We start from the raw sequence: 14796 nt of genomic DNA on the forward strand, positions 1-14796 counted from the left end.
CAGAGAGCGTTGATCATGACAGGAATACTTCACGACAAGGTTGCCGTCATCACCGGCGCGGCATCGGGCATTGGATTGGCGACGGCGGAGTGCCTGATGGCCGAAGGTGCGCGGGTGGTGTTGGTCGACCGGAACGAGGATGCTCTCCAGCAGCTGGTGGCCAGGAGCGACGGCAAAGCGATAGCGCAGGTGACGGACCTACTTGATGCCGAAAGCTGCGCGGCCATGATACCGGACATTCTGGCAAGGACCGGGCAGATCGACATTCTGCACTGCAACGCGGGCACCTATATCGGCGGCGATCTCATCGATACGACGGCGGAGACCATCGACCGTATGCTGAACCTCAACGTCAATGCGGTCATCAAGAACGTTCATGCGGTGCTGCCGCACATGATCGAACGCGGCAGCGGCGATATCATCGTGACGAGTTCGCTCGCCGGACGCTCCGCCATCAAGCACGAGCCGGTCTACTCGGCATCGAAATGGGCGGTGACGTGCTTTACCCAGACGGTGCGCCGTCAGGTCAACCGCCACGGCATTCGCGTTGCGCAGGTGTCTCCGGGTCCAGTGATTTCCGCCCTTCTGGCCGACTGGGAACCGGAGCGGCTTCAGGCGGTAAAAGACGCCGGTGCCGTGATCGAGCCGAAAGAGGTGGCGCAATCCATCCTCTTCATCCTCAGCCGCCCGCGCAACGTGACGATCCACGATATCGTCGTGCTGCCAACGAATGTCGATGGGTGAGGGCTGGCATTTACGAACGTGCTCGCAGAGCCTCGATGACCAGTGCAAAGGCGGGAGAATGCTGGCGGCGGCTGGGGTAGTAGAGGTGGTAGGCAGGGCGCTGCGGGCACCAGTCGGCCAGCACTTGCACCAGCCGTCCGTCGGCGATCGCGCCATCGACCATGTCATGGGGCAGATAGGCCAGACCAAAACCGTCCAGTGCTGCCTGACGCATCATACTGATGGTATTAAACGCCGTGCGACCCTCGACACGCGCCATTAATTCGCGGCCGTCCTTTTGGAAGTCCCAGAGATAAAAGCCGCCATGTGTCGGCAGTCTCAGTCGGATGCAGCTATGCTCCACCAGATCCTGCGGCGCCTTCGGCGCTGTGCGCGTTGCCAAATAGGATGGTGCGCCAACCACTGCGAAGCGCAGATCACGGCTGATCCGCACCGAAACCATGTCCTGATCAACCTGTTCGCCGAGGCGGACGCCTGCGTCGTAGCGATCGGCGACGATATCCTTCAGCCCGTACTCACTGATGATCTCGACGTTGATATCGGGATACTGCGCCAACAGCGGCGCGAGCTTCGGCCAGAGGATGGTTTCTGCCGCATGTTCGATGGTGGTGATGCGCACCGTGCCAGCCGGTTTGTCCCGCATGGCGCTGATCGCCGCGATCTCGCTCTCGATCTCGTCAAAGCGGGGCCCGATGGTCAGCAGCAGGCGCTCACCTGCCTCGGTCAGGCCCACACTTCGTGTTGTGCGCGTGAGCAGGCGCAGGCCGAGTTTGGCCTCCAAGGTTCGCACGGTGTAGCTCAGCGCGGACTGTGAAACACCCATTTGCGCAGCGGCTCTGGTGAAGCTGCGTTCACGGGCGACGGCAATGAAGGCAAGGTAGTCATTGATGTTGTCTCGACGCATTCAGAAGTCCGCTTTCTAAGTTCATGCGGATAATACCACATAATCGCGTGCAACCAGATGGGTTATGTTTGCTCCATCAATCAAGGAGCATCACATGAGCAATGTCTGGTTTATTACAGGAGCAGGAAGCGGCATCGGCGCCGCAACAGCGCGGGCCGCCCTTGCGGCGGGCAACCGCGTGGTCGCCACGGGTCGCAATACCGACAAAGTGCGCAAGGCGCTGGAGGACGTCGCGGGCGACAACCTCGTCGTCATTGAGCTTGACGTCACGGACGAGGCGCAGGCGCACAAGGCTGCAAGCCGGGCCGTTGATGCATTTGGTCGCATCGACGTGCTGGTCAACAACGCCGGCTACAGCCTGCTGGGGAACTTCGAGGATATGCGCACATCCGACATTCAGGAGCAGATGCAGACCAATTTCTTCGGCGTGGTGAATGTGATGCGCGCAGTGCTGCCGGTGATGCGCACGCAGCGCGCCGGTCGCATCATCAACATCAGCTCCGTGGCCGGTGTTATCGGAATCCGGCACTGCGCCGCCTACGGTGCTGCCAAGTTCGCGGTGGAAGGTCTCACTTTTTCGGTGGCGGAGGAAGTGGCGCAGTTCGGCATCAAACTGACAGTCGTGTCGCCGGGCTTCTTCCGCACCAACCTGCTGGATGCAGGAAACGTCCGGTACGTGCCGAATACACTTGAGGATTATGCTTCTGAACCGTCGGCTGAGGCGGCCTATTCAGCCTATGACGGCCAGCAAACAGGCAATCCCGCCGCTCTTGGTCACGTGCTGGTCAGGCTCAGCCACATGGACAATCCGCCGATGCAGTTCATGGCGGGTGCGGACGCGGTGGCAGCCGTCACGCCTTTCCTGAAGAGCCGACTTGAGGAAATCCAGACGTTCACTGAATTGTCGACGGAGTCCGCCGGATCATTTTGACAGTGGTGGCGCAGGGGATAGACGTCTACCCCTGCGCCACGTGTGCCAACACCTGTACGGAGTTTCGGCTCGAACAGCTTGCGATTTAAGGAGAGAGGCAAACATCTGCCCCATCACTGTCGATGACATAGGTTGCAACGATCACATTCGACCGGCGACCAGCCGTGTAGATTTTCTAATGAATTATCGGAATATTCTAAATTGAGCTAATTCCTCGGTTGCTCTATGTTTGAACACAAGGCCGCGGTGGGAGGTGGCCGAGAGAGGCTTCGGCAGATTGCCGAACCTCCCGGGAGGAGAATACGCTATCGGCATTGGTTCACCGGAGGAGCAAGCGCTCAAGATCCGAGGGAAACCCGTGTGGATCGTCGCTCCGGCCGGACAAATTTCGAGAGATTTCCCCAGCCGAGGATGTTGAAATGAATCTATACTCTTTGCTTTCGCTGCGTGCCGCAGATGGCCGTCCTGTGCGGGTTGGTCTGATTGGCGCGGGAAAGTTCGGGTCCATGGTGATGGCGCAAGTCCAGCGTATCGACGGGCTTCATCTGGTCGCCGTCGTTGACCTCGATGTTGCCAAGGCGAAAGAATCCATGGGCCGCGTCGGATGGCCGGAAGAGCGGTATGCGGCAACCTCCTGTGGTGATGCCTGCAAGAACGGGACGACGTTTGTCACGCAAGATGTCAACGCGTTGTTCGACTGCGAAGATATTGAATGCGTTATTGAGGCCACCGGCCACCCGATTGCCGGTACGCGTCACGCGCTGGGTGCTATTGAGCACAACAAGCATGTCGTAATGGTGAATGTCGAAGCCGACGTGATGGTCGGGCCCATTCTGGCGGAGAAGGCGCGCGCCAAGGGCCTGATTTATTCCATGGCATACGGGGATCAGCCAGCGCTGATCTGCGAACTGGTAGACTGGGCGCGCGCCACCGGCTTTGAAATTACGTCTGCCGGCAAGGGCATGAATTTTGAGCCACGCTACCGCTATTCCACGCCCGACACGGTCTGGGGCTTGTTTGGCTGGACCGAGGAGCAGGTTGCAGCCGATAACCTCAATCCCAAACTCTACAATTCCTTTACCGACGGAACCAAGGCCGCAATCGAAATGGCTGCTGTAGCCAATGGCACCGGGCTCGATTGCCCGGATGACGGCCTCGCTTTTCCGCCAGCCGGTCTTCATGATCTTGCCCGGGTGTTTCGCCCGCAATCCGACGGTGGCCGTATGGCACGGTCCGGTCTCGTCGATATTGCTGCCAGCCAGGAACCGGATGGCCGTGAGGTCTTCAACAACATTCGTTACGGCGTTTTTGTCACCTTCAAGGCGCACAACGAGTATGCGCGGGCCTGCTTCAAGCAGTATGGTCTGTTGACGGACCCCTCCGGCTGGTACGCCTCCATGTGGCGTCCGTTCCACATCATTGGCCTGGAGACCTCGATCAGCGTGCTGTCAGCTGTGCTGCGCAACGAGCCTACAGGCACGTCCAAGGAGTTTCGAGGCGACGCCGTGGCTACGGCCAAGAAAGACATGCAGCCGGGTGAAATGCTGGATGGCGAAGGCGGATATGCGGTCTGGGCCAATGCAATTCCGGCGACCCGAAGCCTTGATCTGAAAGCGCTTCCCATTGGATTGGCGCACAACGTGAAGCTGAAACGTCCCATTCAAAAGGATCAGATTGTTTCGTTTGACGACGTTGAACTGGTCAACGATCTGGATGTCGTCGGCTTGCGGCGCGAAATGGAAGATCGCTTCCGCCCTGCCCGGATGGCCGCAGAATGAGCACCGTTTCCCCCGCCGATGGTCAGGCATTTGTTGTCATCGCGCAATTTCAGGTAAAGCCCGGCAGTCTCGATGCGTTCCTCGACGCCGCGCGCGATGACGCGATGCACTCGCTGGTGGACGAGCCCGGCTGCCGGCAATTTGATATCATCCGCCCGGCTGGCATGGACGATACGGTCATCTTCTACGAAGTCTACGATCGTCGAGAAGACTTTGATGCCCATCTGGAAACGCCTCATCTCGCGCGCTTTCGCAAAGCGTTTCCAGCACTTATTCTGGAAGAGCGGCCTGTCCTTTTTTCCGTAAGGCATTATCCCTTACAGCGGAGGATGCACACATGAAGAAGACTGTTTCAACCATTGCTGTGATCGGCACCGGCATCATGGGGGGCCCCATGGCCGGTCGCCTGGCCGAAGCCGGATTTTCGGTGACTGCCTGGAATCGATCGTCGTGCAAAGCCGTTGCTTTGCGCGAGCGCGGTGTTGTGGTCGCCGACAACGCGGCGGCGGCCGTGGCCAATGTGGATGTGGTTATCTGCATGTTGAGTTCCGGGCCGGTCTGCGAAGAGGTGCTGCTCACAGAAAACGGCGTTATTGCAGCGATGAAGCAAGGATCAACACTGGTAATCATGAGCTCGATTCCTGTCGAGACCGCAGTGAAGCTGACAAATGCTGCGTCCGATTGCGGAATTGAGTGTCTGGATGCTCCGGTTTCCGGTGGTGAAAAGGGGGCGGTGGAGGGAACATTGGCGATTATGGCCGGAGGTGACGCTTCGGTTATTGACCGTCTCGCCCGCGTGTTTGCGTGTCTCGGCCGGGTAACCCATGTCGGTCCATCCGGTTGCGGTGCCCTGACGAAACTTGCAAACCAGTTGATTGTTGCAGGCACAATCTGTGCTGTAGCGGAGGCCTTGACGCTCGCAGAACAGGGTGGTGCCGATCCGGCAAAGGTCCGTGAGGCGCTGCTTGGCGGCTTTGCCGACTCGACGGTATTTCGCCAGCATGGGCTGCGGATGGTGGAAGGCAATTTCAAGCCGGGCGGTCCGGCAAAATATCAACTCAAGGACACGTCGACGGCATTGGGTTTTGCGCGAAGTCGTCAATTGAGACTGCCGGTCAGCGAGGAGGTTGATCGGTTGTTTCAGGCCATGGTGGAACACGGTGACGGGGATCTCGACCACAGCGCCGTCATTCTGGAACTGCAACGTATGAACAAGCGCGGAGGCAATTTCGCGTAAACCCGTCATCATTCAATGGGAGGAATGAAATGAAGAACTCTGCAATCCGTAGTCTGGCTGCTGCAATCTCGATGCTGACCGCATCGCTTGCCCACGCAGAAACGCTGACCTTGTCGACACCGGACCCCGATACCTCTGAAATCACGCTGGCTGCCAAAAAGTTCGCTGAGATCGTTTCGGCCAAAACCGGCGGGGAACTTGTCATCAAGGTCTTTGCGAACGGTACGCTGTATGGCGGCGATCCCTCCGCTGGCGTCAAGCAACTGGCCGGTGGATCACTGGACATGCTGTTGAACTCCACATCGCTCTACGCCACGTTCAACCCGAAGTTTACGGCCATTGCCATTCCCTATCAGTTCAGGGACATCCAGCAGTTGCGGAACTACCTTGACAGCGAACTCGGTCAGGAACTTCAGTCCGATCTGACAAAGATCGGCATACAGGGGGTAGATCTCTGGTCCCGCCCATTGCGCCAGATAACAAACTCCAAGGTTGCGATAACGTCTCCTGACGATATGAAAGGTATGAAACTGCGCGTTCCCAACAATCCGCTCTGGGTCGAGTTCTTTGGTGCCATGGGTGCCGCCCCGACGCCCATGGCCTTTGCCGAGGTTTATAACGCGCTGCAACTCAAAGTCGTTGACGGACAGGAAAACCCGATCAATGTGCCGGTCAGCGCCAAACTCTACGAGGTGCAGACATACGCGACCATCAGCAATCACATTGCCGATGCCTGGGTGCTGGGCATGAACCCCGCCCGTTATGATGGGCTGAGTGAGGCGTTCAAGACGGCCATCACGGAAGCGGCAAAAGAGACCGAAGCGTGGAAGGCAGAAAACGATGCTGCCGACATCGAGAAATCGCTGGCAACGTTGAAAGCGAACGGGATGGAAATCAACGAACTGACCGACGAGCAGCGCAAAGCCTTCGTGGACGTTGCGACCGGTCTTGAGGACAAGTTTTCCGCTCTTGTCAAAGACAAGTCATTCTTTGATCGTACCCGTGCTTTCGTGACCGCGAACTGATGGCGCACCGACGCTTCACGTCAAGCGAAGCGTCGGTTCAACAAGCTCCACCTCATGTTTCCTGCATCGTCCCGGTTTAAGGCAAACCTGCTTTGATGGACATGCTTTCACTGGAAGGGCACTCTCATGCGCGCTCCCCTCAGTCTGTTGTTGGGTACGTTCGTTCGAATTGTTGCAGATTTTGCCGCAGGTGTGGCTTGTGCGGGCGTACTGATCGTTGTGCTTGTGCAAGTCATCGGTCGTTTGTCCGGACACCCACTGCCATGGACGGAAGAGGCGACACGTTTTCTGTTCATATGGATGGTGTTTCTGGGGCTGGCGGCTGGTTTTCGAACGGTGGAAAGCGCCCGCGTCGTCGTTTTTCTGGTCATGGGTCGACGGGTCTTCCAGCATCTGGCCGTACCAATCTATGTGGTGTCTTCGGCCTTCTTCTTTAGCCTGATGGGGTGGACCGGGTACACACTGATGCGCCAGCAGGTGATGATGAACGAAACGGCCGCGACCCTTCCTGTTCCCATGTGGCTTATCGGCATGGTGATGCCGGTTTCCGCGGGGATTGCGATACTGGCCATTGTGGAGTCGATGCGCAGCCGTCGAGACCTGATAGCCCTACCAGAACTCGGACTTCCGGCGGGCGAAATCGTCCATGCCGATGTGTCCATCACGTCAGGACATTGATGCCATGTCGATTTTTCTTCTCATCGCATTTTTCGGGCTCAGCATGCTCGGCGTGCCGTTGGCCGTGGCTCTGGCACTGGCAAGCGTCGCGACACTGTGTCTGTTCACGTCGATGCCGCTGGATCTCCTGGCGCAAACGATGTTTTCATCCATGAATTCTTTTCTGCTGGTTGCCGTGCCACTGTTCATCCTCGTCGGAACCGTCATGGAGCGCGGCCGGGTTGCGGAACGTATCTTTGATTTTGCCGAAGCGATTGTCGGCTGGTTGCCCGGTGGGCTCGGACATGTCAACGTTATCTCGTCGGTGATCTTTTCCGGCGTGTCCGGCTCGTCCGTCGCTGATATCGCGTCCGTCGGCGCCATCGAAATCAAGGCCATGGAGCGGCACGGCTTTCCGAAGGGCTATGCGGTTGGCATGACACTGTGCACCGCCACATTGTCGTCGATCATTCCGCCGTCGATTCTGGTCGTCATTGCCGGGTCCATTGCCAATGTTTCCATCGGCACGCTTCTGGTCGCGGGCCTCGTACCCGGACTGTTTATCGCGTTTGCCTTCATGGTCTTCAACCACTTCTATTCGGTTTATTACGGCTATAATCCGCCGTCGCCTTTCAATCTGCGCATGGTGGTGGTCACGGGTTTGCGAGCAATCTTACCCATGCTCACCCCGTTGATCCTCATCATAGGCATTGCCAGCGGCCTCTTTACGCCAACGGAAGCGGCCGCCGTTGCCGTGGTCTATGTCGCGATCCTTGGTATTCTGGTCTACCGGACACTTCCGGTCAGTGAACTTCCGGAAATCTTTATTTCCACGGCGCGCATATCGGGAACGATTCTCTTCATTGCGGCGACCTCACAGATCGCAGCCTGGGTTTTCACCTATGACGGTCTTCCCGACAAAGTCGCCGAGCTTCTGCAGGCCATGAACCTTGGACCTTTGTCGGGAATGCTGGTCATTTTCGTCTTCCTGCTGATCATCGGGATATTCATGGAAGCTATTCCTGCGATGTTCATTCTCATTCCGGTGTTGATGCCGCCCGTGCAGGCAATCGGAATTGATCCGATCCACTTTCTGATTGTCACCGTTATGACATTGACGCTGGGGCTCGTGACACCGCCCGTCGGGGTGTGCCTGTTTGCCGCCGCGCAGGTGGCAAACATGAAGGTGGAGGACGTCATACGAGGATCCCTCGCGCCCATGACAGTGCTGACACTGGCAATATTTGCGCTGGTGCTGTTTCCGGTCCTCACTCTAGGTCCGATCCGGATGCTCGGTATGTACTGAGCCAGCCGGATAGGACAATTGCCAGACGTCTCGCTCCGCGCGCAACCAGTCAAGAAACACGCGCACCTTTTTCTGCCGAAGATGGTCGCGCGGGCAGACGATCCATTGGGTAACGATACGAACCGCCGGTGGCGTGATGACGGGACAAACCAGCCTTCCGCTCTTTAATTCCTCATCCATCATCAGCGTGCTTTCCAGCGCAATTCCCATTCCGCGCACAGCCGCGTCGATTGCCATGTGGCTGCGATCAAACAAGACCCGTTGCCAGCGCTCCTGCGGACGCAGGCCCGCCAATGAAAACCAGTTGGTCCATTGCGCCTGCGATTTCACCGAATGGATCAGCCGATGCCGCAAGATATCCTGCGGCAGCAGGCTGGCCTTTGCCGCATAGGCCGGTGAACACACCGGGAAAAACTGCTCCTCGGCAACCCCCTCCACAAACAGCCCCGGCCACCGGCCATTGCCATGGCGTAGCTCGATATCGACCAGTTCCTGGTTGAAATCGGTGGGCTCATTTGTCCCATCCAGCCGAATTTCCAGGTCAGGATGCCCATCGAGCAAGCTCCCAAGCCGGGGTAGCAGCCATTTGTTGGACAGGGTTGGCGTAGCACGAACGGTCAGAGTCGTAACCGAACGAAACCCCCGGATGATGCCTGTTGCTTCCTCGATCTGGTCGATCTGGTCGGCTATCATCGAGACGTAACGCTCGCCGGCCTCCGTCAAAGCCACGCCACGTCCGGCCTTGGCCATCAGGGTAACGCCAAGCTGGACTTCCAGCAGTTGTATCTGCTGGCTGACGGCTGAGGGCGTTACGCCGAGTTCCTCGGCTGCCCGGGCGATGCTTCCCGCGCGCGCCGCCGTGTGGAAGATCAGTATGGCTTTGATCGGCAGTTGCATGGCAATCCATAAGCTGATGTGGATCAGAAAGAACGCATTTTTGTCGTGGCGCGCGACAGGGAATCTTACCGAATTCATCCGTCGGATAATAGTATCCCGGCAGAGCAGGGATGCAAAATTGGAACTCCTGTCCACCCGTCGTTCCAGCTATAACGCAGGTACAAACGGAGTGACGACATTGAGACCTGACGAGACCACGGTAGCCAAGCCTGTAACGATCCGACAGAAACTCTGGGAAGCCATCGTATCGGCGCGCGCGCGCGAAGCAAACCGGCTTTTGCAGCGTTCGCGGTTTGAGCAGTAAATCCGCAGCATGTCCACAAAACAGCGCAGGCGGGAGATCGCCACCTGCGCTGAGCCAGACCTTACAAACCCATCGCCTTCAGTTCCTGAAGTGGCGGAATGGTGTCGAACATGTGCTGGTCCAGTCGGTCCCAGATGATGCCGCAGGTGGGCTTGTGGGGGTCGGGAACCTCGATCGTGCGTGTCGGCGTGAAGATCACATCGACAACCGTGTCGTACACGTCGGGCGTCAGCTTTTCAGAAAGTACCTGGCAATCATGAACCACGGCGGCGCAGGGTGTGTCTACGGAAATACGACCGATCTGGTAGAGCATGCCCCATTCGGAATCAAAGAAACCGTGGCCCTTGCCGAAGCGCACACCCTCTAGATTGATGGCGCCTGTCCCGGTGACCATGTAGTCGACAGCGGGAAGCGTCGTCTGGATTTCGGCCAGCGTCATATGCCGGCCAATGCGCTCCATGCCGTCGAGGGTGGAGGCGTAGAGATATAGGTCCGGTGCGATTGAATCGGGATCGAGCAGCCAGAAACCGCGCTTGATCGAATAGGTGGTCATCAGGACAGTTTTCCCGTCCCGCAAGGCCTGATGGCGAAGACGGTCGAGGCAGTTGTCCGGGGTGATGAAAATCAGGCTGGCATCGCGGTAATAGGCGTTGTCGGTCAGGCGCTTGACGGCCTCGTCGCCGCCTTCGAAATCGGCGATGAATTCGCCGAAATCAAAATGAAACCGGCTGTCTGGCACCGCAACCTCGCGCAATTGGCTCCAGACGCGCTCGCGCACGGACGATTTATGATCGGCGATTTCAGCCGCAGTGGACACGATGGTAGACTTAGCACTAGACATGGGGGACTCCCTGGTATTCTCAGACAGCCGGCTGCATGCCGCGCTTGTGCAGCACACGCCGTTCGATGAGGATGACGATTTGATAGAAGAAAACCGAGATGAGCACCGAGACCATGGCGACCGTCCAGATCATGCCATAGTCAAGATAGCCGCGTGACTGGTTCAAAAGGTTGCCAAGCCCGGTGCCGGTGGCGAGCCACTCCGCAATCATAACGCCCAGAAGCGCGCGTGGCACGGCAAGACGCATCGCGGCAAAGAGATAGGGCAGGGAGGCGGGGATGGAGACCAGCCGCACCTGCGCCAGCGGGCTTGCGCCATAGGCGCGCACCACATCCAGCGCGCCGCGCGATACCATGCCCAGTCCCTGCGCCAAAGTGACATAGGCCGGGAAAAAGGTGACCGAAATTGTAATCCACACAATGACGGAGGGCCCGCGGCCGAGCAGCAGCACCAGAAGCGGGGTCAAGGCCACCAGCGGCATCGTCTGGGTGACGAGCGCGACCGGCATGAACGAACGCACGATACCCGGGCGCACCACGGAGGCAAGGGCCAGCGCGAAAGCGAAGGCAAGTCCCGCAGCCATGCCAAGGAGCGTCATGGGTAGCGTCTGGACAAGAGCGGCCAGCAACCGTGTCTGTGCCGACGCCGCCGAGGGCGCAAGAAACAGGTAGTCAAACACGCCAGCGGGCGTCTTGGCGATCATGGCCGGGGTGCCAAGTGCTTTGAGCAGCAGCCACCAGACCGCAAACGGCAGGCTGATGGACGCCAGTGTAATGGCAATGCCGGAAAGATGGTTGCTCTTCAGCGGTGTTCCCGGCGCTGTCGCGGGCACGGTGACGGCGCGGGTGGAGCGTGTGACGCGCGCTTCGATCCATGCGAAAACACCATAGGCGACCAGCGCCATCAGGGTTGCGGCAAGGCCGATTCCCCACAGGCGCGCCGGATCGGCACGCCCGAGCGAGCCAATCAGATAGACGCCGAGGCCGAAGCGGCCTCCACCGCCAAATTCTGCGAGAATGGAGCCGAGCACGGCGGCTGGTGCCGCAACGCGCAAGCTGGCGAGAATGGCGGGCAGGGCGGCGCGGATCTGCACGCGGCGCAGACGTGTCCAGCGTCCACCGCCATAGGCGGCCACCACGTCCAGCATGCGCCTGTCCGTCTGGCTGATGCCGGTGACGGTCGCACTCATGGTTACAAAATAGCAGCCAAGGGCTGCCAGAACGACACGGGGCGTCATGCCGGAAAAGGTGAGAACGAGGATTGGCGAGATGGCGATGGGCGGTAGCGCAAACAAAGCCACATTGAGGCCACGACCGAGCCTTGCGGCTATCGGCGACACCGCAAACAGGATACCGGCGAGGATGGCGAGACTGTTGCCGATCAGAAAGCCGAGCGAAGCGCCTTCAAACGTCGCCAGAAGATGCGGTGGATAATCGCCGCGATCCTGCCAGAACCGGATGATAATCTCGCTCGGTGCGGGCAATGCGCCATCAGCCACAAGCTTGAAACGCCCGAGCACTTCCCAGACGACAGCGATGATTGCCGCAGTTCGCCATGCGGAAAAGCGCCGAAAATCACCCTCACTCTTGCTTTCACGGGCCATTGAGCGCCTCTGCGACTTGATCTTGCAGCGCGTGGAACTCCGGCGTGGTGAAAATGTCCGGTCGGCGCGGTCGCGCAAACGGAATGTCAATCACCGTGCCGATGCGCCCCGGACGGCTTTGCATGGCAACGACTCTGTCGGCGAGAAACACCGCCTCATCAATTCCATGCGTGACCAGCAGGGTCGTGGCTCGACCGTCCATCCAGATGCGCTGCAGTTCGATATTCATCTGGCGACGCAGGATCTGGTCGAGCGCACCGAAGGGTTCATCCAGAAACAGGACCTTCGGATCGGTAACGAGCGCGCGGGCAATGGCCACGCGCTGGCGCATGCCGCCGGAAAGCTCACCGGGAAGCGCCTTTTCAAAGCCTTTTAGCCCCACGAGGTCGATCAGCCCTGCAATCTTCGCCTTATGGTCGGCACGCTTGCGGCTGAGAACGTCGAGCGGCAGCGCAATGTTGTCTTCCACGCTTCGCCAGGGCATCAGGGCGGCATCCTGAAAGGCAACGCCCGTCAGACCCGCCTTTGCCGCCTCTTGCGGAGACATGCCAGCAATGGCAATGGTGCCCGCATCGGGCGTATCCAGCCCAAGGGCGAGACGTAGCAGGGTTGACTTGCCACAGCCGGAAGGGCCGATCAGCGCGGTGAACGAGCCCGCCGGACACGCAAGCGTAACATTGTCGAGGGCCTGCACAACGCTCTCGCGGCCCTGAAAGGCGCGCGAGATGTTGGCCAGCATGATGCCAGTCGTTCCCGTCATTACACTTCTTCAAGGACGGTGGTGTCGAAGTGTTCGCGCTTGGCCGTTATGCCCACCGCAGCCAATGCCTCGATATTGGCGGCAACGGCTTCCTCGCTCATCGAAAAGACGCCCTGCGGGCTTTCGATCAGCGGCTTCTGCGCCGTGTTGAAGTAAACCTCGTTTTCAAGGGAGCGGCCTGTGCCCTTGAACCAGCTATCGGCAAAGGTTTTGGGGAAAGCCGTCGGGTCGGCAAGGTTTTCATCCCAGCCCCTGCGGCTGGCCTTGAGGAATGCGACGATTTCCTTGCGCTTGGCTTTCAGCACCTCTTCGGTCACCACGACCGTGTCGTTGAAGATGGTAAAGCCAAAATCATAAAGCAGGAAGGAACTCGGTTCTTCACCGGCCTGCTTGATGGTAAACGGCACGTTGGTGGTGAAATCCAGCGAAGCGTCAATCTCGCCCTTGATCAACGGGGTCGGGTCGTAGGCATACGGCACGATGTTGACCTGGCTTCGCTCCACACCGGAAATCTTCAGCATGGCTTCAACGGAAATGACGTTGACCGGCGGCACGGCAAGCGTCTTGCCGATGAGGTCCTTTGGCTCCTTGATCGGGTTTTTGGCCAGAGAAACAATGCCGATCGGATTCTTCTGGTACTGAGCGCCGATAATCTTGAAGGGCGCGCCCTGTTCGACAATCGCCTTGATTGTTGTGTCCGGTGTCGTCAACGTCAGGTCGGCCTTGCCCGCAATGATGGTGCTTTCCGGGATGACATCCGGCCCGCCGGAGAGATAGGTCAGGTCAAGCCCTGCCTGCTCATAATAGCCCTTATCGGCGGCCAGAAAATAGCCGGCGAACTCGGCATCGTTGATCCATGAGGCCTGAAAGGTGAACGGCATGGCGGCGGATGCCAAGCGTCCCATCAGGGGCATGGTTGCGGCTGCGCCCAGAAGACCCATAAAATGGCGACGGTTAAATGTAAGATGCGTGGAGGCTGTTCCTTGTTATCGGGTTTGGCGTATGTCCGGGCGCAAAGCGAACCCGCTTATGGTAAGATTTTGTCAGCGCATCAGGCGATGCCGCGCATACGCGCCAGTTCTTTCAGTGGTGGTGTGTGGATGATTTCATCGCGGCTCAGACGATCCCATTTGATGCCACGGGGACGACTGTTGCTGCGCTCGATTTTCGCCAGACGGGTTGGCGTTGCAATATAATCCACCTGAATATCGGTATCGCTGGCACCCAGCTGCTCTTCCACCACCTGAACATCGTGAACGACAGCGGCGACGGGCGTTTTTTCGTCGACCAGCCCGAGATCGGTGAACATACCCCATTCGAGATCGAAATAGGTGTGACCCTTTCCAAACCGGATGCCATCTTTCGTAACGGCTGACGCACCGGTTGCGAGAAAATCAAAACGACCGATGGTGGCAAGCTCAGCCAGATCGACCGGGCGGGCAAAATGCTCCATTCCATCCAGCCAGGCGGCGAAGGGTGCAGCTTCTGCGGGCACAACGCCCGGCGCAATATAGAGGAAGCCACGCTGCATATTGTAGGTGGACATGACAAACGCCTTGCCATCGGAGATTAACCGGCGGCGCAACTCCGTCATGGAGTTATCGGGTGTGACAAAAGCAAGCTGGCTATCCTTGAAGGCGGGAAGTTCGGCAATGAAATCGGTTGCCTGTTCCACACCCTCGAAATCGGGAATGAACTCGCTGAAGCTCAAATGAAAGCGGGTGTCGGGCCGCGCGACAGCCTTCAGGCTGTCCCAAATTCTCTGCCGGATGACGCGGGGTTGTGCCATGACACTCTCTGTTTCAATGT

Annotated in this window: 16 protein-coding genes; 9 read left to right on the plus strand and 7 right to left on the minus strand. The window is 58.6% G+C overall.

All coding sequences use genetic code 11. The features are described from left to right. The first annotated feature begins 15 nt into the window (after nucleotides 1-15). Nucleotides 16-744, plus strand: coding sequence for an SDR family oxidoreductase (locus IFT84_RS12180; protein ID WP_192119681.1), 729 nt, complete (start codon nucleotides 16-18; stop codon nucleotides 742-744). A gap of 10 nt (nucleotides 745-754) precedes the next feature. Here IFT84_RS12180 and IFT84_RS12185 read toward each other — a convergent pair whose 3' ends face one another. Further along, nucleotides 755-1648 (minus strand): LysR family transcriptional regulator, encoded by an 894-nt coding sequence (locus IFT84_RS12185; protein WP_192119683.1) that lies wholly within the window; start codon nucleotides 1646-1648, stop codon nucleotides 755-757. Nucleotides 1649-1742: 94 nt separating this feature from the next. On the opposite strand from IFT84_RS12185, the gene IFT84_RS12190 reads away from it, so the two are divergent. The 7 genes from IFT84_RS12190 to IFT84_RS12220 all read left to right on the plus strand — a co-directional run bounded on the left by IFT84_RS12190 (nucleotide 1743) and on the right by IFT84_RS12220 (nucleotide 8582). After that, nucleotides 1743-2579: an SDR family oxidoreductase gene (locus tag IFT84_RS12190; protein WP_192119685.1), complete on the plus strand. Its 837-nt coding sequence runs from the start codon at nucleotides 1743-1745 to the stop codon at nucleotides 2577-2579. 419 nt (nucleotides 2580-2998) lie between these two features. Beyond that, entirely contained in the window at nucleotides 2999-4357 is a 1359-nt protein-coding gene (locus tag IFT84_RS12195) for an NAD(P)H-dependent oxidoreductase (RefSeq protein WP_192119687.1), read from the plus strand. Then, nucleotides 4354-4698 carry a putative quinol monooxygenase gene (locus IFT84_RS12200; RefSeq protein WP_192119689.1) on the plus strand — a complete coding sequence of 115 codons (345 nt, stop codon included), beginning with the start codon at nucleotides 4354-4356 and terminating at the stop codon, nucleotides 4696-4698. The genes IFT84_RS12195 and IFT84_RS12200 overlap by 4 nt, the downstream gene beginning before the upstream one ends. Beyond that, nucleotides 4695-5594: an NAD(P)-dependent oxidoreductase gene (locus tag IFT84_RS12205; RefSeq protein WP_192119691.1), complete on the plus strand. Its 900-nt coding sequence runs from the start codon at nucleotides 4695-4697 to the stop codon at nucleotides 5592-5594. The genes IFT84_RS12200 and IFT84_RS12205 overlap by 4 nt, the downstream gene beginning before the upstream one ends. A 29-nt stretch (nucleotides 5595-5623) precedes the next feature. Continuing rightward, complete coding sequence (locus IFT84_RS12210; protein ID WP_192119693.1) at nucleotides 5624-6619, plus strand: DctP family TRAP transporter solute-binding subunit; 996 nt, start codon at nucleotides 5624-5626, stop codon at nucleotides 6617-6619. A 126-nt stretch (nucleotides 6620-6745) separates the two neighbouring features. After that, entirely contained in the window at nucleotides 6746-7297 is a 552-nt protein-coding gene (locus tag IFT84_RS12215; protein WP_192119695.1) for a TRAP transporter small permease, read from the plus strand. A gap of 4 nt (nucleotides 7298-7301) precedes the next feature. After that, nucleotides 7302-8582 (plus strand): TRAP transporter large permease, encoded by a 1281-nt coding sequence (locus IFT84_RS12220; protein WP_192119697.1) that lies wholly within the window; start codon nucleotides 7302-7304, stop codon nucleotides 8580-8582. Here IFT84_RS12220 and IFT84_RS12225 read toward each other — a convergent pair. After that, complete coding sequence (locus tag IFT84_RS12225; RefSeq protein WP_192119699.1) at nucleotides 8550-9479, minus strand: LysR substrate-binding domain-containing protein; 930 nt, start codon at nucleotides 9477-9479, stop codon at nucleotides 8550-8552. The two genes, IFT84_RS12220 and IFT84_RS12225, sit on opposite strands and share 33 nt — an antisense overlap. Nucleotides 9480-9648: 169 nt before the next feature. Here IFT84_RS12225 and IFT84_RS21625 point away from each other — a divergent pair, with 169 nt between their 5' ends. After that, the gene (locus IFT84_RS21625) at nucleotides 9649-9783 is read left to right on the plus strand and encodes a hypothetical protein (protein WP_274603604.1); all 135 of its coding nucleotides are present in this window, start codon (nucleotides 9649-9651) and stop codon (nucleotides 9781-9783) included. A gap of 61 nt (nucleotides 9784-9844) precedes the next feature. On the opposite strand, the gene IFT84_RS12230 is transcribed toward IFT84_RS21625, so the two are convergent. The 5 genes from IFT84_RS12230 to IFT84_RS12250 all read right to left on the minus strand — a co-directional run bounded on the left by IFT84_RS12230 (nucleotide 9845) and on the right by IFT84_RS12250 (nucleotide 14776). Then, entirely contained in the window at nucleotides 9845-10624 is a 780-nt protein-coding gene (locus tag IFT84_RS12230; RefSeq protein ID WP_192119701.1) for a 5-formyltetrahydrofolate cyclo-ligase, read from the minus strand. A gap of 19 nt (nucleotides 10625-10643) precedes the next feature. Continuing rightward, nucleotides 10644-12227 (minus strand): ABC transporter permease, encoded by a 1584-nt coding sequence (locus tag IFT84_RS12235; RefSeq protein WP_192119703.1) that lies wholly within the window; start codon nucleotides 12225-12227, stop codon nucleotides 10644-10646. Then, nucleotides 12217-12987: an ABC transporter ATP-binding protein gene (locus IFT84_RS12240; protein ID WP_192119705.1), complete on the minus strand. Its 771-nt coding sequence runs from the start codon at nucleotides 12985-12987 to the stop codon at nucleotides 12217-12219. The genes IFT84_RS12235 and IFT84_RS12240 overlap by 11 nt, the downstream gene beginning before the upstream one ends. Then, the gene (locus IFT84_RS12245) at nucleotides 12987-13928 is read right to left on the minus strand and encodes an ABC transporter substrate-binding protein (RefSeq protein WP_192119708.1); all 942 of its coding nucleotides are present in this window, start codon (nucleotides 13926-13928) and stop codon (nucleotides 12987-12989) included. The genes IFT84_RS12240 and IFT84_RS12245 overlap by 1 nt, the downstream gene beginning before the upstream one ends. Before the next feature lie 110 nt (nucleotides 13929-14038). Further along, complete coding sequence (locus tag IFT84_RS12250) at nucleotides 14039-14776, minus strand: 5-formyltetrahydrofolate cyclo-ligase (protein WP_192119709.1); 738 nt, start codon at nucleotides 14774-14776, stop codon at nucleotides 14039-14041. Nucleotides 14777-14796: the final 20 nt, after the last annotated feature.

Origin of the sequence: Rhizobium sp. CFBP 8762 (assembly GCF_014841565.1) — a bacterium.
GTDB lineage: Bacteria > Pseudomonadota > Alphaproteobacteria > Rhizobiales > Rhizobiaceae > CFBP-8762.

Excerpts from the sequence above, each read along its gene's own strand:
- IFT84_RS12205 (WP_192119691.1), top strand. The coding sequence starts at position 4,695 with ATGAAGAAGACTGTTTCAACCATTGCTGTGATCGGCACCGGCATCATG.
- IFT84_RS12215 (WP_192119695.1), top strand. The coding sequence starts at position 6,746 with ATGCGCGCTCCCCTCAGTCTGTTGTTGGGTACGTTCGTTCGAATTGTT.
- IFT84_RS12195 (WP_192119687.1), top strand. The coding sequence starts at position 2,999 with ATGAATCTATACTCTTTGCTTTCGCTGCGTGCCGCAGATGGCCGTCCT.
- IFT84_RS12250 (WP_192119709.1), bottom strand. The coding sequence starts at position 14,776 with ATGGCACAACCCCGCGTCATCCGGCAGAGAATTTGGGACAGCCTGAAG.
- IFT84_RS12230 (WP_192119701.1), bottom strand. The coding sequence starts at position 10,624 with ATGTCTAGTGCTAAGTCTACCATCGTGTCCACTGCGGCTGAAATCGCC.
- IFT84_RS12190 (WP_192119685.1), top strand. The coding sequence starts at position 1,743 with ATGAGCAATGTCTGGTTTATTACAGGAGCAGGAAGCGGCATCGGCGCC.
- IFT84_RS12245 (WP_192119708.1), bottom strand. The coding sequence starts at position 13,928 with ATGGGTCTTCTGGGCGCAGCCGCAACCATGCCCCTGATGGGACGCTTG.
- IFT84_RS12200 (WP_192119689.1), top strand. The coding sequence starts at position 4,354 with ATGAGCACCGTTTCCCCCGCCGATGGTCAGGCATTTGTTGTCATCGCG.
- IFT84_RS12235 (WP_192119703.1), bottom strand. The coding sequence starts at position 12,227 with ATGGCCCGTGAAAGCAAGAGTGAGGGTGATTTTCGGCGCTTTTCCGCA.
- IFT84_RS12210 (WP_192119693.1), top strand. The coding sequence starts at position 5,624 with ATGAAGAACTCTGCAATCCGTAGTCTGGCTGCTGCAATCTCGATGCTG.
- IFT84_RS12220 (WP_192119697.1), top strand. The coding sequence starts at position 7,302 with ATGTCGATTTTTCTTCTCATCGCATTTTTCGGGCTCAGCATGCTCGGC.
- IFT84_RS12240 (WP_192119705.1), bottom strand. The coding sequence starts at position 12,987 with ATGACGGGAACGACTGGCATCATGCTGGCCAACATCTCGCGCGCCTTT.
- IFT84_RS12180 (WP_192119681.1), top strand. The coding sequence starts at position 16 with ATGACAGGAATACTTCACGACAAGGTTGCCGTCATCACCGGCGCGGCA.
- IFT84_RS12225 (WP_192119699.1), bottom strand. The coding sequence starts at position 9,479 with ATGCAACTGCCGATCAAAGCCATACTGATCTTCCACACGGCGGCGCGC.
- IFT84_RS12185 (WP_192119683.1), bottom strand. The coding sequence starts at position 1,648 with ATGCGTCGAGACAACATCAATGACTACCTTGCCTTCATTGCCGTCGCC.